This window comes from bacterium (assembly GCA_028821235.1).
GTDB lineage: Bacteria > Actinomycetota > Acidimicrobiia > Spongiisociales > Spongiisociaceae > Spongiisocius.
On record JAPPGV010000040.1, the window covers coordinates 13,928 to 31,874 of the forward strand.

Here is a 17,947-nt window from a genome sequence, read left to right on the forward strand (position 1 = left end):
GAGAGCGGCCATCAGACTCCTGGCAACACGCCTCTCGTCCGGTTGGACTGTCGTGGCACTGATTGCGGCTGCCCTCGTGGCTGTCTGGCTGCCCGATCTCGGCCTGCCATTCGGCAACAGCGACGACGGCCGCATACTGGGCCTGGCTGGCCTTCACGCGCGCAACTTCTGGGACCTGGGCGCCGTGGACTCGTACTTTGGCGCGGTGATCGAGCCGTACGTCAGACCCGTGTACGACGTAGCCCCCAGAGCCGACGCACCTCCCGTCGCCGTCAGATACGCCCATCATCCGCCTCTCCAGGTGTTCATGGCGGTGGTGTCGACGGGCATTCTCGGAGACAGCACCGCGGCACTCCGGGTGCCTGGCCTGCTGGTCGGCGCGGCCACGGTGGCGTTCATGGCGTCGCTGCTTCGCGGCCGAGGCCTGGCTTGGGGACCGACCTTGCTGGCCGTGGCGGCAATGGCGAGCACTGGCTTCTACTACGTTTTCGGGCGGATCAGCGTCAGCTTCTCGCTGCTGCTAGCCGCCATCGCGGCGGTGTCGTGGGCGCTGCGCAGGACCGAACCGCGCGGTCGAGACACGCTCCTCGTGGCCGGATTCGCGGCGCTGGCCGCGATGCAATCCTGGATCGGGATAGCCGCCATGGTGCTGGTGGTGCTGTGGCTGCTCGCCGCCCGCCGGGACGACGGTGGTGAGACGCCTTCAGATGGCTCCCAGCAGAGCGTCGGCGCGGCCGTCACCGCACCGCAGCGGAGGCTGCCCGTGCAGTGGTTGTCGTGGCGCCGGTTGTCGGGGCGCCGGCAGCGATTGCTCGCGGCGGTCGCCGCGGGCACGGCCCTGGGCGCCGGCGTCACAGCGCTGTGGATGCTCAACGGCGCCGGAGTCGAGGATCTCGCGACCCAGGTGGCCATACGCACCAGCAACCAGAGGGGAGGAGCCAACGGGTCGCTCGGTTTCACCTTCGGCGAGTTCCTGGCGCGACAGTGGCGCTTCGCCAACGAGGAGATGCTCGTGCCTGTGTGGCTACGCGTTCTTCTGGTGCCGTGCCTCCTCGCCGGGCTGATCGACCGGCGCACACGGGTACCCGCTGCCATAACGCTCTCGGTCGCTGCGGCGCTGACGTTCGGGGTTCAGCAGGGGGCCTGGGTGCACAGGCTGTGGAACTTCCCGTGGCTGGCGCCGGTGACCATCGGCTTCGCGGCTCTCGCCGACTGGATCCGCCGGTCCTTCCCCCGCCGCTGGCGACCGCTGCCTGCTGTGCTTGCGGCCGTGGTCATCGCCGCCACTCTGGCCGCCGTGGTCGGCGGCTCGACACGGCAGCGCTACATCACCGACCCCGCCGACGCGGGAACCGTGCTGGAGCAGGTGGGGAACCTACCGGGCACGGAGCTGGCATGGGCTGTACCCCCGGTGACCAGCGCTACCTGGATCTCTTACCACCTGGACATACGGGTGATACGCCTCAACGAGGACAATCTCGGCGACCTGGACGAGTCCGATGTGGTGGTTCTCAGAGCGGATAGGGTGCCCGACTTCTTCCCGGAGGGAGCGTTGAGCGACCCGCTCGCCTCTCACAACGACTTCCTGATCATCTCCGCCTCCCGGCTGCTGCCGCAGTGACGCCGAATCCACCGGCTGGGGTTCGTATTCCCTCGCCGGGCCCTGGCCTTCGCCCCTATCGAGTGAGGGATGCCGCGCTGAACAACGCGTAGCGGCCCTGCTCGGCCACGGGCTGCACACCTTCTTTGAGCGGCACCGGTATCCGGTCCACCGGGACCAGCACCAGGTCGGTGCCGCTCGCCGATCCGATGCCGTCGCCACCCAGCGGTACCTCGGCGACCGGCAGGTCCCAGTAGTAGCTCACCCAGATAGCGAGGGGATCGACTCCTTTGGCCACCCACGCCACCTCCTGGCCGGGCGCCGGCCCCACCGACCTGATCAGCCCGCCGGCATCCGAAGGAGCGTCGAAGTAGGCCTGCCGGTACGGAGCCAGGCCCCGGAATCCGAGCACCGCCAGGAGGACCAGGCCCGCCACTCCCAGTACCCGCGCCGGGTTCTTCCACCCGATCCGGCTCCCGATGCCCGGCTTGCCGGTACCTAGTGGTCTGTCTGCGAGACAACAGACCACTAGCCGGTCCAGGATGACCGCGAGGCCGAGCAGGACGGGCACGAGGAGCGGGTAGGTCCAGTAGTCATGGATGAAGGCGGCGTCAGGGGTGGCCAGCGTCCAGACCCCGAGGGCGATCATGATCGCTCCCGAGGCCATCCTGGTGCGGCGGTCGACCACGGCGGCGGCGAGGGCCGGAAGGATCAGCCACCGGAACCAGCCGGGGTACAGCGTGCCGTAGAACCAGCGATAGTTCTCCACCAGAGCGCCCCAGGGAGGCCATTGGCGGCGGTCGGCGGCATGGGCGGCCAGTTCCGCCGCATCCCCGACCGTAAACGCCCATACCAGCGTCAGCAGCACCATCACCGCGCCCGTACCGGCGACCAACCGGGCGATACGGCGGGACCCGAGGTGGAGGAATCCCCATCCGGCCAGCACCGCCACCAGCAACGCACCCGTCCACGAGGAGAACGCCACCGCACCCGCCACGACGGCCAGAACCACGAGGGAGGAGTCGCGGCCGGCCGGCCCGCCGGATCCGGGGAGGCGAGCAGGCCCGGTGCCCGATGGCCCCAGATGCCCGATCCAGAGCCCGAGCAGGATGACCATGAGCGACACGCCTAGACCCAGCCGGGCGTAGATCCAGAACATGGGGGTGCCGGCCACCAGCGCCACGGCCAGGACCGTCGCTCCGGCGCCCAGCTCGAGCCTGCGGGCCAGCCACAGCAGGCCCACCACAGTCACCAGCCCGGCCAGATAGCCGATCAGGCGTAGCTGCCATTCGCCCTGGCCGAGGAACCAGCCGACCAGCGCGTGCATCACGTTCAGCAATGGTGGATGGTGGACGTACGGTTGCTCCGAGAAGGGGACCATGGACGCCAGGTAGTCCGATCCCGCCAGGCCGCCCTCCACCAGGTTGCGGACGTGCAGGCCGAACCGGGCATTGATCCGGCCGTCATGACTCGCTCCCAAGGGCAGGAACAGCAGCTCCCACCACCCCACCGCCAGGATCGCAACGAGTACCCCACCACCCGCCACCGCCACCCGCGAGCCTCGGTCGAGACGGCGGATGAAGGCAAGGGTGCGCACCCGCCGCAGCCTAGGACTGCGCCGGATGGTTCATGGGCCCGTGGCTCACGACCGCCTGACGGCGTCCGGCTTGCCGCGACACGCTCGGACGGGCAAACTCCGGGATCGTGCAGCCCGACTCACCCGTGGACATCAGCATCGTCCTCCCGGTTCTCGACGAGGCCGGCCGTCTCTTGGCCGAGTCCGACACGGCGCCGGAGAAGCGCTCCGGGCCCGCCCGGCCGAGGACGACCGAGTGCTCGACGAGCTGATCCCGTGAGCGAGACCCCGGCGCCGGCCCGGCTGCTCAAGGTCCTCCGCATCGCCTACCTGGCCGGTCTGGCGGTCCTGATCGGCTGGGTGGCGAGGACGGAGTCGGACGAGGTGCTAGCCCTGCTCGGCGATGCGCGCCCCGGGCTGATCGTGGCCTCGCTGGCCTCCAGCTTTTTCCTGATCCTCATAGGCGCCTGGTTCTGGACGGTGGGCCTGCGCATCCAGGGACACGGCCTCGGCACTCCACGCCTCTTCTCCAAGGCCACCGTGGCGACGTCGCGCTCGCTCCTGGCGCGGTACGTGCCCGGAGCGGTCTGGTTCGCCGTCGGGAGGGTCACCCTGCTGCGCAACGCCGGCCTGCCCGTGGGACCGCTCAGCGCCACCGCCATCCTCGAGATGGCCACCAGCCTGACCGTGGTGCTCATGAGCGGGCTGGCCGTCCTCGGTCTCTCGGGCGGCATCCCGGGAGGCGCCGCGTGGATGGTGTTCGTCGCCGCAGCCCTGATCGTGGCCACGGCGCCGGGTGGAGGAGGCCGGGTAATGGCCTGGCTGGCCGCCCGTCGGGGCATCGAGTTCTCCCTCGATTGGCGCGGGTACATCCGGTTGATCGGGATCAACGTGGTGTTCTGGGGATGGTCGGCGGTGACGTTCCTGCTGTACCTGCGCGCCTTTCCGGCTGCTGACGAGTTCCGCACCCTGTTGGTCGTCGGTGGGTTCCTCCTCACCTGGGGGATCGGGTTCCTGGCGCCATTCGCGCCCCAGGGGATCGGCGTGTTCGAACTGACCATGGCCACCGTGCTCCAGGCCGAGGGGATGGCCCGGACCGTGGTGGTGCTGGGCGGCTACCGGCTGGTCCTCCTGGCGCGTGACCTGATATCGACCGCGACCGCCGAGATCATCACCACACGGCAAGCGCTTCGGGAGCCAGAGCCCCAGGAGACGCGTCCGGGATCCGGAGCGTTCGACGATCCCGGTCAGGATCCTCCGGGAACGCCGCGATGACGGACGGCTCCTAGCGGGTCACCACCACGTTCACCCTCATTCCGTCGGGCCGCTCGGTGTGGTTGCGCCACGGATGCTCGGCAGGGCGGGCTGGCCCGCTGCCCACCACCGGGAGCCGGCCGGCGCCCGGGGCCGGCCGGGTGTTCTTGACCACCCTCCTTGCGCCTTGACGGTGGCCGGGTCTCACCGGGGCGCCGACGGGGAGGCACGGCCGTAGGCCTCGATCACCGCTTCGGCGGGTCCCAGATCCCGTACCCTCCCCCGCTCCAGCCACAGCACCCGATCGCACACTTCGGCCATACCCCTGAGCCCGTGGCTGGCCACCATCACCGCGCCACCCTGCCCGAGCAGTTGTGTCATCGCCGCCTGGCTCTTCTTCCGGAAGCCGGCGTCGCCGACCGCCAGTACCTCGTCCAGCAGCAGGATGTCGGGGGCCAGGTGGATGGAGATCGAGAAGGCCAGCCGGGACACCATGCCCGACGAGTAGGACTTGATCGGGCGGTCGATGGCCTCGCCCAGCCCGGCATATTCCACGATGTCGTCGAACAGCCGGGACACCTCGACCCGGGCCAGGCCGTGGGCCAGGCCGCTCAGGTAGACGTTACGCCGTCCCGAGAGTTCATGGTTGAAACCCGCCCCGAGTTGGAGGAGTGTGGAGGTCTCACCGTTCACCACCACCGAGCCCGCGTCGGGTCGCATGGTCCGGGCAATCACCCGCAGGAGCGTGCTCTTGCCGGCGCCGTTGTCGCCCACCAGGCCCATGGTCTCTCCCCACTCCACCTCGAAGGAGACTTCGTCGAGAGCCACCACCGTGGTGGTCTGCCGGAGCCTGCGCCGGGCCACGACCCGCCGCCAGGTCGAGGCACGGTCGAGATAGGCGCGGTACCGCACCCCTACCCCCCTGACCCGGATGGCCTGTCCTGACCGCGCTGCCGTCACAGGTGCCGCACCATGTTGCCCTCGTGCCGCACGAAGCTGAGGATGCCGCCCCCGCCGAGCACCAGCGTCCACAGCAACGCCAGGACGAAGGCAGCAGTGTCCAGGTCCCTGCCCATGAGCACCATCCGGTAGAACGAGAGGATCCCGTACATCGGGTTCAGCACCGCCAGGTCCTCCACCAGACCACCGCGATCCCGCAGGAAGGTCAGGGGCCAGATGATCGGGGACAGGTACAGCCACAGCCTGGTCAGGTGCGGGATCAGGTTGTTGATGTCCCGGAACGGGATGGCGAGGCGAGCGGTCCAGCCGGCCAGCCCCAGGTTGAAGACCGTGTGGAGGGCGACGGCGACCGGTAGCCACAGCAGGGTGATGCCGGGCCACACGCCGTCAGCCGGCCAGACGATGACGTAATACACGGCGATCGACATCAGGAAACCGACCCCGGTCTCGATGATGGCGGAGATCGGCAGGATCAGGCGCGGGAAGCGGATGTTCACCAGGAGGCGCCGATTGGCGAGAATGCTGTTGGCGCCCGAGGTCATGGCGGTGGCGGTGTAGTTGAAGATGAACACGCCGGACAGGAGCCAGGCGATGAACTGTGGCTCGCCGCGCCGCCCGTCCAGGATCAGACCGAACACCAGGAAGTAGACGGCGGCCATGATCAGGGGGTTCAGCATCCACCAGACCAACCCCAGGGAGGTGGAGGCGTTGCGGGCCTTGAGGTTGCCCAAGGCCAGGAACCACCCGAACTCGCGCCAGCGCCACAGGTTCCGGACGTAGTTACGCCACCCGGAGAGGCTGGGGACCTGATCGGCCGTTACTGTGGACACTGGAGCCGATTCTACGGTCCCACTCCCTAACGAGCCGTATTCGGATCGATGGATCGCGACACAGCCTCGTCGTCGAACTCGTGAACCGCACGGAGCATTTGGTACGCAGGATTGTCACAGTGATCTGGAGTGCCGGCACACCATGCGAAGGAGCACTCGGAGTCTGCTCGATCGCGTGGACGCAATACTTCGGCACGAGGCCGAACGAGACGATCACTGGAGTACATCAACGATGAAGACCGACATCGCCATGGGCTAAGTTATCCCCGAGCACGCCGAACCCGGCACAGAGCCGGCCATCGACGTGATCGGCGTGCGCTCCCCGCAGTGGTGCGGGCGGAGCCCATGTTCGACCCCGCCCACGAACGCCCACTAGCGCAAGGAGAAAGCCGGTGAGCTACGTAACCCACCTCGAGGCTGCCATCGACGGCACCCACCTGCCCCACGACGAGCTCCAGACTCTTCACGAGGGTCGGCCGCTCTGGGTCCGCTACGACCTCGAAGCCGTCCGCGCGAACACGACCCCCGAGGCGGTCGCCGGTCGGGCGCCGACCATGTGGCGCTACAAGGAACTCCTACCCGTCGAGGACGAGTCCAAGATCGCGTCGCTCGGCGAGGGCATGACACCGCTGCTCAAGTGCGAGCGGCTCGGTGCTGCGCTCGGACTGAACGACCTGTGGGTGAAGGACGAATCCCAACTCCCCACCGGCTCGTTCAAGAGCCGGGGTCTCGCCGTGGCGATCAGCCGGGCCAACGAGCTCGGGGTCAAACGGGTGGCCATCCCGACGGCCGGCAATGCGGGCGGTGCGATGGCCGCCTACGCAGCCCGAGTTGGCATGGAGGCGTTTGTCTTCATGCCCGCCGACACCCCGATCGTCAACCAGCACGAGGCTGCCTACTACGGGGCCCGGGCCTACTTGGTTGACGGCCTGATCACCGACTGCGGCGCCGTCGTGCGCGAGGGGACAGCCGAGATGGGTTGGTTCGACATGTCGACCCTCAAGGAGCCGTACCGGATCGAGGGCAAGAAGACCATGGGCCTCGAGCTCGCCGAGCAGTTCGGCTGGTCCCTCCCCGACGTGATCCTCTACCCGACGGGCGGTGGCACGGGGCTCATCGGCATGTGGAAGGCCTTCGCCGAGTTGATCGAGATGGGGTGGCTTGCCGACGACCGCCGTCCTCGCATGATCTCGTGCCAGTCCGACGGGTGCGCGCCGATCAGCACGGCGTGGGCCGCGGGCGAGCGGTTCGCGGAGCCGTTTCCCGACGCGACCACCGCCGCGAGCGGGCTGCGGGTGCCGGCCGCGGTCGGCGACTTCATGATCATCGATGCCGTCAACGAGTCCGGCGGTCAGGCCCGAGCATGTCCGGAGGAATCACTCCTCTCTTGGGCGCGGAGGGGCGCCGCCCTGGAAGGCATCGCGTTTGCCCCCGAGGCCGGTGCCTGTCTCGGAGTGCTCGAGCTGCTCGTCGCCGAGGAGGCGATCCACCCCGACGAGCGGATCGTGATATTCAACACCGGCGCGGCGCAGAAGTACGTCGAGGCCATCGGGTCCGACCCCCTGCCTCTTCTGTCTCAGATCGAAGGGCCGGGCATGCTGGCCACATGAGATAGGGCGAACGCGACTGAGATGGAGTCTTGTCGATAGTCCGGCATCGGCGAGGCCGTCAGCCTCTTCGTTCACAGCTGTGGTCCCGGATCAGAGACACTCACCGCGTCTACGCGCCCACCGACCCCACGTCACTGCCGGTGGATCCGGGTTCAGACGCTGTCGAGCCAGGTGGCGATGCGCCCGGCCACCGCGGGACCGGTCAGACCCAGCTCCTCGGCGATCCGGCCGGCCGGCGCCGAGGCGCCGAATCGGTCGATGCCGATGTTCAGCCCGCCCGCGCCGGTGAACCTCGACCAGCCGACGGTCGAGCCGGCTTCCACGCTGGCGACCGGTAGGCCGTTCCCGAGTACCTCGCGGCGGTAGTCCTCCGGTTGCTCGAGGAAGAGCTCCGTACAGGGCATGCTCACCACCCTGATCGAATGGTCGCGCGCCAGCAGGTCCGCCGCCTCCAGCGCCACCGAGACCTCGGAACCGGTGGCGATCACCACCGCGGCGTCGCCGTCCCGCAACACGTAGGCGCCTCGGGCCACGCCGCCCTCCCGTCCGGAGCGGTCCAGTACCGGGACGGCCTGGCGGGTTCCGAGGATGATGGCGGGATGGGGCCGGTTGAGAACCGTCTCCCAGGTCTCCACCATCTCCCCCGCATCGGCGGGCCGGAACACCGCCATGTTCGGCATGGCTCGCATGGCGGCCAGGTGTTCGATGGGCTGATGGGTGGGGCCGTCCTCCCCCAGGAACACCGACTCGTGGGTGAAAACCCAGATCGTGGGAATGTCCATGAGGGCGGAGAGGCGGATGGCGGGGCGCATGTAGTCGCTGAAGACGAAGAAGGTGGCGCCGTAGGGCCGCAACCCGCCGTGTAGGGCGAGGCCGTTGACGATGGTTCCCATGGCGTGCTCGCGCACGCCGAAGTGCATGTTCCGGCCCGCGGGATTCTCGCGGGCGAGGCTCCCACCCGTGGACAGGATCGTCTTGGTCGATCCGACGAGGTCGGCCGACCCACCGATCAGCCCGGGAACTTTCCGGCCGATCTCGTCGAAGATGGCCCCGATGGCCCGCCGGGTGGCGATACCGGCGCCTACCTCGAATCCCGGCCCTTCCAGGCTCACCCGCTCGGGAGAGTGGTAGCTCGACCAGCGTGACCGCAACTCGGGGTCGGCTGCGCTGGCGGCCCGGAACCGCTCCTGCCAGCTAGCCCGGGCGGCGCGACCCCGCTCCATACCGGAGCGGAAGTCGTCAGCCACACCGGCGGGAACGTGGAAGTCCTCGTCGGGCCAGCCCGCGCCGCGGCGCCATCCGGCGATCTCATCCGGCCCTAAGGGTTCGCCGTGGGCACCGGCCGTGTCCTCCTTGGTGGGGGCGCCCCGACCGATGAGGGTCCGGGCGATCACCAGGGAAGGACGATCGGCCACCGCACAGGCGGCGGCGTACGCCTCGTCGATGGCGATCGGGTCGTGACCGTCGACCTCCACCGTGTGCCACCCGACGGCGCCGAAGCGCGCCGCCACGTCCTCGCTGAACGCCAGGTCGGTGCGACCGTCTATGGAGATGCGGTTGTCGTCGTAGACGTATACGAGCTTGCCCAGACCCAGGTGGCCGGCCAGCGAGGCCGTCTCCGCCGAGATCCCCTCCATGAGGTCACCATCAGACACGAAGGCCCAGGTGCGGTGGTCCACCAGGTCGTCCCCGAACACCGCGTTGAGGTGGGCCTCGGCGATCGCCATGCCCACCGCGGTCCCGAAACCCTGCCCGAGCGGCCCGGTGGTCATCTCGATCCCGAGTTCCGGCTCGTACTCGGGATGGCCGGCGGTGGGGGACCCCCACTGGCGGAAGTCCATCAGGTCCTGCATGGTGACCCGGAACCCGCACAGATGGAGAACCGCGTACAGGAGCATCGAACCGTGCCCGTTGGAGAGCACGAACCGATCCCGGTCCAGCCACCGCGGATGGTCGGGGTCCACCACCAGGTGGCGCTGCCAGAGGACGGTGGCCAGATCCGCCATGCCCATCGGCATGCCGGGATGGCCGGAGTTGGCCCGCTGCACCGCGTCCATGGCCAGGGCGCGGACGGTGTTGGCGGCGAGGTGGTGGCTCTCGAGGTCGATCGGGGCCGGAGCAGGCACGCCCTATCCGCCTTCCGCCAGGGAGGCCAGGATGGCTCCTACTGTCGAAGGCTGCTGCTCGCCCGCCAACCGACCTTGCACCTCGCCCGCTCCGTTCACGGCCACGTAGTACGGAAAGGAGGTCAGGCCGTATGCCTGGGCGATGCGGCCCGCTTCATCGTCCACCAGCACCGGCGGGGTCCAGCGTTCCCGCTCCAACCAGACATCAGGCGGATAGTTGGGCCGGATCTCGCTGTTCGAGGTGGCTACAGATATCAACTCGACGCCCGCCGGAATCCCGTTGGCGTTGATCCAGCTCTGGAGGGCGGGTACCTCTCTCCGGCAGAACTCACACCAGTGGGCCAGGAAGAGGATCAGCTTGGGGGTTCCGTCATGCTCGATCGAGGCCGGCACCCCGGCGAAATCCGCCGACCGTATCTCCGGGGCGATGGTCCCGACCGAGCTGTCCTGGGCGCCAGGGGCGAATGGGACGAGCGGAGCGCCGGTCACTGTCACGTCGGGACTGAGGAAGGCGGCCGCCTCGGTGCCTTGCTGTTCCTCGGTCGCGAGGTTGATCGCCAGTACGGCCAGCGCGGCCACCACCACCAAGCCGATGCCCACCAGCATGATCTTCTTCCCGAGCCCGGTGGACTCCTCTACCTCCGCCGTCGGCAGGGTCGCCCGGACGGGAGCCGGCGCGGCCGCGGGCCGGGCCTTGGGCTGGCTTCTCTTACCTGCCGTCCTTGCCATGCGAGTCTCTCCTGATTAGCGGTTGGTGGTCCGAGCCGGCCTGCTCATGTTCAGCGCCACCAGCAGGGCGATGAGGCAGAAGCCGGTGAACGCCATGAAGGGTATCGACATGAACCCGAATTGTTGAACCCAGATGAAGGTACAGGGGGCCTCCGCCGAGCAGAACTCCTCGGATCCGCCCCACCAGCCCTGCTGCTCACCGTAGTGGTAGGCGGCGGTGAGCGCGCCACCGATGGTCATGACGAGGACCAGCAACTGGACCCTCCGATCCGGCCTGGCGATCACCCAGGCCAGGAGCAACACCAGGGGATACATGAACCCTCGCTGCACCCAGCAGAGCAGGCAGGGAACGAACCCCTCCACCTCGGACAGGTACAGCGAGCCGAGGGTTGACACCGTCGCCACCGTCACCGCCACCGGAAGGGCATAGCCACCCAGCTCCCGAACCGCGGTGGCTCTGAGACGGGGGCGGGCCATCATCACGACCAGCCCCAGAGAAGCGGCCAGCGCCAGCAGGCTCAGCAGCGAGAAGAAAAGGACCACGGCGCACCACCCGGGAAAGACCGACGGCAGATACTAGTTGTAGGGTGGCCACTGCGAGTTGCCGGTGACTGGCGGGGACCGCCTGCTGATCTGCTTCAATGCAGTGGATGGCGCACAACGTACTAGGCGGTGAGCTCGAGCTCTGCTCGCTCGACCCCCTGACAGGATGGTGGCGGGACGGCTGCTGCAACACGGATCAGAACGACCACGGCGTCCACACGGTGTGTGTGGTGGTGACCGACGAGTTCCTCGAGTTCTCCAGATCGGTGGGCAACGACCTGTCCACCCCGATGCCCGCCCACCGCTTCCCCGGGCTCAAGGCGGGGGACAGATGGTGCCTGTGCGCGGCCCGCTGGGTGGAGGCCAAGCAGGCCGGCGTGGCTCCCGACGTGGTGCTCGAGGCCACTCACGCCCGGACCCTGGAGTGGGCCGATCTATCCGACTTGGAAGCCCATCGGGCACCCCTCTAGACAGCGTTCAACTGTCAGGGGGAAGTAGCCAGTGGCTGGCATAATCGAACATAACCAGTAACTAACAGATGGTAACTAGAAGCTTGCTCCGAAGCTGGAGATGCCCCGCAAGCCGAGTCCCATCATGAACAGCAGGACCAACCCCCAGTAGAGGGCGGGACGGCGCTCGAACTGGACCCGGTAGATGTAGACGAAGGTCAGGGTGAGCAGGATCACGAAGCCGTAGAACATGTGGATGCTGCCCGGCTCCATGTCCTGGGCGAAAAGCACCAGCCCCAGTCCCACCTGCAGGATCGCACTCACCACGCACACCGAGACCATGGACCTGAACACCACGTCGGGCCGGCGCCGGCCGAAGTGGTAACCGAGAGCGACCAGGCCGGCCAGCCCGCAGACCACCACCACCGCCCATCCCAGCCAGCTGTGGAGCGAGGCCGTCAACGCCGCCGCCTGCGAGGCGCCCTCAGACCGATTTTCCCGTTCCGCGGGCCGGCTTCATGGCCGGTCGGAGAGGAAGGAGCCATACCGATCCCTCATCACCTTCTTGTCGAACTTGCCGGTGCTGGTCTTCGGGATCTCGGACACGGCCACGTAGGCATCCGGAAGCCACCAGTCGGCCACCTTCCCCCGCAGGTGGTCGGCCAGCTCCTCATCGCTCACCTCCCCGCCCGGATGCGGTACTACCAGCGCGATGGGCCGCTCCTGCCACCTGGAGTGCTCCACCCCGACCACCGCCGCCTCCGCCACCTTGGGATGGGCCATGATCAGGTTCTCCAGGTCGATCGAGGAGATCCACTCCCCACCGGACTTGATGACGTCCTTGGCCCGGTCGGTCACCCGGATATACCCCTCCGGCGTGATCTTGCACACATCCCCGGTCCGGAGCCAGCCGTCAACCATGGTCTCGGCCGTCCGCGGATCCCGGATGTACTCGGCCGCCACCCAGGGACCCTGTACCAGCAATTCCCCGAAGGCCTTCCCGTCCTGGGGCAGTTCCCGCCCCTCGTCGTCCACGATCTTGCCGCGGAGCCCCGGAATCAGCAGGCCTTGCGTTTCGATGAAGTCGAGTTGGCGTTCCCAGTCCCAATCCTCCATCTCCGGTCTGAGCATGGAGAAGGTCGCCACCGGGTTGGTCTCGGTCATGCCCCACCCCTGTATCACCCTGATGCCCCTGGCCCGCCAGTACCAGTCGATCATGGCTCTCGGAACCGCCGATCCCCCGCACATGAAGGAGTGGATGGAAGACGTATCGCGCTCCGGATGCGCCTCCAGGTAATGCTGGACGGCCAGCCACACGGTGGGAACACCGGCGGAGAAGGTCACCCGCTCGCCCTCGATCAGGTTGACCAGGCCCTCGGCCGACAGGTCGTGTCCCGGATAGGTGATCTTGCATCCGGCGGTGATGGCCATGAACGGATGCCCCCAGGCGGCGGCATGGAACATGGGTACCACCGGCATGATGTTGTCCCTGGCCGCCAGCGGGCAGAAGACGATTCCCGACAGGGCGTGCATGTAGGTGGAGCGCTGGGTGTAGGCCACGCCCTTGGGATTGCCGGTGGTCCCGGAGGTGTAGCAGTACATGTGGGGGGACCGCTCGTCGAGCTCGGGCCAGGACCCCGCGTATGCAGGGTCGGAGATCAGGTCCTCGTAGGCGACGGCGCCGGGCAGCGAGGTGGCGTCGGGATCCCCGTCGAGAATGATCCAGTACTCCACGCCCGGTAGGTCAGGCGCCAACCGCTCCGCCGCCTCCACCATGTCGCCGGATATGAACACCGCCCGGTCGCGGCCGTGGTCGATGATGTACCGGATGTGGTCCGCCGACAGCCGGAGGTTGACGGTGTGGCAGATGCGGCCCGTGTTGGCGGTCGCCCAGTAGATCTCGTGATGCCGGTGGGTATTCCACGCCAGGGTGCCGACCACCTCGCCCGGCCCGATGCCCAGCCGGTCCAGGGCGCCGGCCAGCCTTCGCACCCGGTCGTCCGTCTCGCCGTAGGTGCTCCGGTAGAGAGAGCCGTCGGCGTTCACCGACACGATCTCCTGGTGCGGGTAGATCCGCACGGCCCGCTCGTACAGGGTGGACAGGAGCAGGGGAAAGTCCAGCATGTGCGGTGGCATCGAATCCTCCTCTACCGGGGACAGACCGCCACGCTGCCTCCGCGCAGGCACCGGATGGTAGCCCCGATTCTGCATGGGTCGGGGGTACCTGCTAGCCGTCGAGGGCCACCGCGGAGGACAACTCGGCCAGCACGTCGCGAAGCATCGACAGGGTTGCCGGATCGCCGATGCGACCCTCCGAGTCGACGAGCCGGAACACTTGCTTGACGGGGTGCGGACCCCCAACGACCGTCGCCTGTGCACTGGTGAGGACACCGATCGTGGTCTCCTGGGAACGCAGAGCGCCGAAGCGTGACGGACTCGCGCCGACCACCGATACCGGCTTGCCCTCAAAGGCGGACTGGCCGTACGGGCGCGATGCCCAGTCGATGAGGTTCTTCAGCACGCCGGTGATGCTGCCGTTGTACTCGGGTGAGGCGATCAGGACGGCGTCGGCTGCGCGAATCCTGGCGCGCAACTCCAGGACCGTGCCGGGCGTCAGATCGCCCTCGGAGTCCTGATTGAAGAGCGGTATCTGTCCTGCACCGTCGAAGACATCGACTTCAATCGGCGACGGCGCCAGTCGCCTCGCGGCCTCGAGCAACATCGTGTTGTAGGAGTCGCGCCTGAGGCTGCCGGGTATGGCCAAGATGCGGATGGGCTGCTCGTTCAAGAATGAGCTCCTTCTGCACACATGCGCGTCCGATGGCGGGTTACGCCTAGGAATGCGGGATTACGGACAGGTTCCCTTGTGGCCCGAGCGCCGGAGCCGGTTCCAGCTGTCCCCGGTCGCGAGTGTAATGTCCTCGGCCGGCCATCGGCTCGATCCTGCGCCGGGAGGGGGCCATCCGGCCCGATCACCGCCCGCTGCCATGGGGACCTGACCTCCCGCGCCGCTCGCGGCTACCGGCAGTCAGGGGTGCCGGTCGGGGGCCGGGGGGCACGGTCGGGTAACCTTCACCGATGGCCGCTGTCTACCGGACCGAGTTGACCCCGCTCTCGTTCCTGGAGCGGTCCGCGCTGGTCTATCCCCGGAAGGTCGCCATCGTAGACGGGGATCGGCGCATCACCTACGGCGACATGGCCGGCCGGACCACCAGGATGGCGAACGCCATGGCCGCCTCGGGCGTGGGCCCGGGGGATCGGGTGGCATTCCTCTGCGCCAACATCCCGGAGATGCTGATAGCCCACTTCGCGCCGGCCCTCCTGGGAGCGGTCCTGGTGGCGGTCAACGTGCGCCTCGCGCCGGAGGAGATCCGCTACATCCTCGACCACTCGGGAGCGAAGCTCCTCGTCGGCGAGACCCACCTGCTGGCCGGACTCGACGGCATCACCGACCGGCTCCGCACCGTTACCGAGATCGTGGGGATCGACCGTACCGGTGCCGGCGCCGGCTTCCCGGTCACGCCCATCGATGAGTTCATGGCCCGCGGGTCCGACCGGCACCGACCCTGGGAGGTTGACGACGAGGAGCGGACCATCTCGATCAACTACACCTCGGGCACCACCGGCCGGCCCAAGGGTGTCATGTACACGCACCGCGGCGCCTACCTGAACGCCTTGGGCGAGATCATCCACTCCCGCCACTCTCCCGACTCCGTATACCTCTGGACGCTTCCGATGTTCCACTGCAACGGTTGGTGCACCACCTGGGGCGTGACCGCTATCGGCGGCACCCATGTATGCCCGCCCAGAGTCGATCCGGCCGAGATCTGGTCGCTGATCGACTCCGAGAAGGTCACCCACTTCAATGCCGCCCCCACCGTGCTCATCAGCCTCGCCAACGCTCCAGAGGCCCATCCCTTCCCCCGGCCCGTGACCATCACCACCGCGGGGGCGCCGCCGAGTCCCACCATCATCGAGGTGATGGAGAGCCTGGGCGCCGAGATCGTCCACATGTACGGGTTGACGGAGACCTACGGCCCCCACACGGTGTGCGAGCTCCAGCCCGGTGTGCCCGAGATGCCGGTGGAGGATCGCGCCCGGTTCCTGGCCCGCCAGGGCGTGTCGTTCATCATCGCCGACCCCACCCGGGTGGTGGATGAACAGATGCAGGACGTCCCCCAGGACGCCACGGCCTTGGGAGAGGTGGTGATGCGCGGGAACAACGTCATGAAGGGCTACTTCGATAACCCCGAGAGGACGGATGAGGCTTTTGGAGGGGGTTACTTCCACTCCGGGGACATCGCGGTATGGCATCCGGACGGATATGTCGACCTGCGTGACCGTTCCAAGGACATCATCATCTCCGGGGGAGAGAACATCTCGACCATCGAGGTGGAGAAGACCATCGCCTCGCACCCGGCGGTGCTCGAGTGTGCGGTGATCGCGGTCCCGCATGAGCACTGGGGCGAGCGCCCCAAGGCGTTCGTGGTCCGCAAGGCGGGCAGGACGGCGTCACCCGAGGAGCTCATCGACCATGTGCGGGAACGCATCGCCGCTTTCAAGGCGCCAGACGAGGTCGAGATGGTGGACAGCCTGCCCAAGACCTCGACCGGGAAGATCCAGAAGTTCGTGCTGCGGGACCGCGAGTGGGCAGGCCGCGAGCGGCGTATCAACTGAACGGCCACGGGACGAACCGCACCCGTCCAAAAGGAAAACCCCGAGTGAGCTTGCGCCCTCTCGGGGTTCCCTTGCGCTTCAACCGCTGCCACCCGAAGGCAGCCGCCGCTCAAGCGCTGAGGAGCTTCTCGTCTCCTCTCCGCCTCAAGAATGCCTGGCCGTATCGCTACGACCGCATCCCTCAGGCGGTAAGCCGGGCGCCGATGCCACGTTTTACCGTGACTCCGTTGCCGGCGGTTCGGGATCCGGTGCGGCATTGCTGCCACCTCGGCTCCCTGACCCGTTGGGACGGGGCCGAAGCACCGCCCGGCGTGGGCCTCCGCCTCCTCGTCCCATAACATCGCTGCTCTACGACGAGGAAACGTCCTTTCCGAAGTTTTGGATCCGGTACCTGAGTACCGAATCCGGACCCTCCGGTCCGGTTCCCCGACCGGGTTGCCCCGGTTGGTTGACACCAAGTTAACCCTTCGCGAAACGGCAACCCGACGGTTTGGCCCCGAGTTTTTCGCGCTCCCTCGGATATTTTCGCGACCTGACCATCAAGAGAGTGGGCGGCCCGTCGCCGCATCAGAGCGGTGTCACGTCCGGTCTTTATGATCCGGCCTCATGTCATCGGTAAAGCCCGCCGCCAGGCAACCGGCGCTGTTCGAGAAGGTCCCCGGGCCCGAGTTCCCGGAGGGTGAGACCCGGACCGCTGATGGCGCCAAGACGGTTCTCGAGACCATCTCTCCGAGCCGCGCCGGTGACTTCAAGCAGTGTCCCCTGCTGTTCCGCTTCCGGGCCATCGACCGGTTGCCCGAGCCGGTCACGCCGCCGCAGGCGCGAGGCACCACCGCCCACCTGGCGCTGGAGCGCCTGTTCGATCTCGCCGCCGCGGAGCGGACTCCGGAGCGGCTCTTCGACCTGTTTCGCGAGGAGTGGACGGCGTTACGGGCCACTCCCGAGTATTCGGGCCTGTTCGACGACCTGGACGCTGAACGGCAATGGGGCATCGACAGCCTGCGCGTGGTGGCCAACTACGCGCGGCTGGAGGACCCGACCTCGGTCACGCCGGTCGAGCGGGAACTCATGCTCGCCGAAGACCTCGGCGAGATCGTGGTGCGCGGCATCCTCGACCGTATGGATGAACGACCGGACGGGGAGTTGGTCATCATCGATTACAAGACCGGGACCGCGCCACCCGAGCGTTTCGCCCTTCCCGCCTTCTTCGCCCTCAAGATCTATGCCCTGCTGGTCCAGCGACAGAGTGGACGTACCCCGGCCGAACTCCGTCTCATGTACCTGGGCAATTCCACCGTGTACTCGATAGAGATCGATCGCAACACCCTGGACGGCATCGAGCGCCAGATCCTGGCCCTGGCCACCACCATCCGGGCCGCCCTCGAGCGGGACAACTTCCCGCCCAAGCCGTCCGCCCTGTGCCGGTGGTGCTCCTTCCAGGACCTCTGCCCGGAAGGCCAGGCCTATGCCAAGCCGGAGCCCGCCCTGCCCCTGGGTTAGTGGTCAGTGGTCAGTGGTCAGTGGGCAGTGGTCAGTGGGCAGTGGTCAGTGGTCAGTGGTCAGTGGTCAGTGGTCAGTGGTCAGTGGTCAGTG

General features: G+C 67.8%; 16 protein-coding genes. 6 read left to right on the forward strand and 10 right to left on the reverse strand.

The window, feature by feature from the left end; genetic code table 11:
* The first annotated feature begins 52 nt into the window (after window positions 1–52).
* On the forward strand, window positions 53–1,621 hold the full coding sequence (locus OXK16_04800) for a hypothetical protein (protein ID MDE0375266.1): 1,569 nt from the start codon (window positions 53–55) through the stop codon (window positions 1,619–1,621).
* Window positions 1,622–1,676: 55 nt separating this feature from the next.
* On the opposite strand, the gene OXK16_04805 is transcribed toward OXK16_04800, so the two are convergent.
* Window positions 1,677–3,197, reverse strand: a complete 1,521-nt coding sequence (locus OXK16_04805) for a glycosyltransferase family 39 protein (protein ID MDE0375267.1) — start codon at window positions 3,195–3,197, stop codon at window positions 1,677–1,679.
* A gap of 255 nt (window positions 3,198–3,452) precedes the next feature.
* Here OXK16_04805 and OXK16_04810 point away from each other — a divergent pair, with 255 nt between their 5' ends.
* Window positions 3,453–4,451 (forward strand): lysylphosphatidylglycerol synthase domain-containing protein, encoded by a 999-nt coding sequence (locus OXK16_04810; GenBank protein ID MDE0375268.1) that lies wholly within the window; start codon window positions 3,453–3,455, stop codon window positions 4,449–4,451.
* Window positions 4,452–4,461: 10 nt separating this feature from the next.
* Here OXK16_04810 and OXK16_04815 read toward each other — a convergent pair whose 3' ends face one another.
* The 3 genes from OXK16_04815 to OXK16_04825 are packed head-to-tail and all read right to left on the reverse strand — an operon-like array spanning window position 4,462 to window position 6,220.
* On the reverse strand, window positions 4,462–4,605 hold the full coding sequence (locus OXK16_04815; GenBank protein MDE0375269.1) for a hypothetical protein: 144 nt from the start codon (window positions 4,603–4,605) through the stop codon (window positions 4,462–4,464).
* A 29-nt stretch (window positions 4,606–4,634) separates the two neighbouring features.
* Window positions 4,635–5,390 carry an ABC transporter ATP-binding protein gene (locus OXK16_04820; GenBank protein ID MDE0375270.1) on the reverse strand — a complete coding sequence of 252 codons (756 nt, stop codon included), beginning with the start codon at window positions 5,388–5,390 and terminating at the stop codon, window positions 4,635–4,637.
* Window positions 5,387–6,220 (reverse strand): ABC transporter permease, encoded by an 834-nt coding sequence (locus tag OXK16_04825; GenBank protein MDE0375271.1) that lies wholly within the window; start codon window positions 6,218–6,220, stop codon window positions 5,387–5,389. Before OXK16_04825 ends, OXK16_04820 begins: the two co-directional genes overlap by 4 nt.
* Window positions 6,221–6,612: 392 nt before the next feature.
* Between OXK16_04825 and OXK16_04830 the strand changes: the two genes are divergently transcribed.
* Window positions 6,613–7,830 (forward strand): threonine synthase, encoded by a 1,218-nt coding sequence (locus tag OXK16_04830; protein MDE0375272.1) that lies wholly within the window; start codon window positions 6,613–6,615, stop codon window positions 7,828–7,830.
* 152 nt (window positions 7,831–7,982) lie between these two features.
* On the opposite strand, the gene tkt is transcribed toward OXK16_04830, so the two are convergent.
* Genes tkt through OXK16_04845 form a run of 3 tightly spaced genes read right to left on the reverse strand, consistent with a single transcriptional unit; the run spans window position 7,983 to window position 11,228 of the window.
* Window positions 7,983–9,956: a transketolase gene (gene tkt / locus OXK16_04835; protein MDE0375273.1), complete on the reverse strand. Its 1,974-nt coding sequence runs from the start codon at window positions 9,954–9,956 to the stop codon at window positions 7,983–7,985.
* Between the two features lie 3 nt (window positions 9,957–9,959).
* The gene (locus OXK16_04840) at window positions 9,960–10,685 is read right to left on the reverse strand and encodes a TlpA disulfide reductase family protein (protein ID MDE0375274.1); all 726 of its coding nucleotides are present in this window, start codon (window positions 10,683–10,685) and stop codon (window positions 9,960–9,962) included.
* Between the two features lie 15 nt (window positions 10,686–10,700).
* Window positions 10,701–11,228 (reverse strand): disulfide bond formation protein B, encoded by a 528-nt coding sequence (locus tag OXK16_04845; protein ID MDE0375275.1) that lies wholly within the window; start codon window positions 11,226–11,228, stop codon window positions 10,701–10,703.
* Between the two features lie 107 nt (window positions 11,229–11,335).
* Between OXK16_04845 and OXK16_04850 the strand changes: the two genes are divergently transcribed.
* Entirely contained in the window at window positions 11,336–11,698 is a 363-nt protein-coding gene (locus OXK16_04850) for a DUF2237 domain-containing protein (GenBank protein MDE0375276.1), read from the forward strand.
* A 75-nt stretch (window positions 11,699–11,773) separates the two neighbouring features.
* Here the strand turns inward: OXK16_04850 and OXK16_04855 are convergent, their stop codons facing one another.
* From OXK16_04855 to OXK16_04865, 3 genes are all read right to left on the reverse strand, one after another.
* Complete coding sequence (locus OXK16_04855; protein MDE0375277.1) at window positions 11,774–12,139, reverse strand: hypothetical protein; 366 nt, start codon at window positions 12,137–12,139, stop codon at window positions 11,774–11,776.
* 54 nt (window positions 12,140–12,193) lie between these two features.
* Entirely contained in the window at window positions 12,194–13,813 is a 1,620-nt protein-coding gene (locus OXK16_04860; protein ID MDE0375278.1) for a long-chain fatty acid--CoA ligase, read from the reverse strand.
* 91 nt (window positions 13,814–13,904) lie between these two features.
* A complete protein-coding gene (locus OXK16_04865) occupies window positions 13,905–14,465 on the reverse strand; it encodes an NAD(P)H-dependent oxidoreductase (GenBank protein ID MDE0375279.1) in 561 nt (186 codons plus the stop codon).
* Window positions 14,466–14,755: 290 nt separating this feature from the next.
* On the opposite strand from OXK16_04865, the gene OXK16_04870 reads away from it, so the two are divergent.
* Both OXK16_04870 and OXK16_04875 read left to right on the forward strand, forming a co-directional pair.
* Entirely contained in the window at window positions 14,756–16,354 is a 1,599-nt protein-coding gene (locus tag OXK16_04870) for an AMP-binding protein (GenBank protein ID MDE0375280.1), read from the forward strand.
* A gap of 606 nt (window positions 16,355–16,960) precedes the next feature.
* Complete coding sequence (locus tag OXK16_04875) at window positions 16,961–17,854, forward strand: PD-(D/E)XK nuclease family protein (protein MDE0375281.1); 894 nt, start codon at window positions 16,961–16,963, stop codon at window positions 17,852–17,854.
* Window positions 17,855–17,947: the final 93 nt, after the last annotated feature.

Coding starts and splice junctions, on each gene's coding strand:
- OXK16_04875 (MDE0375281.1), top strand. CDS start 16,961: ATGTCATCGGTAAAGCCCGCCGCCAGGCAACCGGCGCTGTTCGAGAAG.
- OXK16_04860 (MDE0375278.1), bottom strand. CDS start 13,813: ATGCCACCGCACATGCTGGACTTTCCCCTGCTCCTGTCCACCCTGTAC.
- OXK16_04840 (MDE0375274.1), bottom strand. CDS start 10,685: ATGGCAAGGACGGCAGGTAAGAGAAGCCAGCCCAAGGCCCGGCCCGCG.
- OXK16_04850 (MDE0375276.1), top strand. CDS start 11,336: ATGGCGCACAACGTACTAGGCGGTGAGCTCGAGCTCTGCTCGCTCGAC.
- OXK16_04870 (MDE0375280.1), top strand. CDS start 14,756: ATGGCCGCTGTCTACCGGACCGAGTTGACCCCGCTCTCGTTCCTGGAG.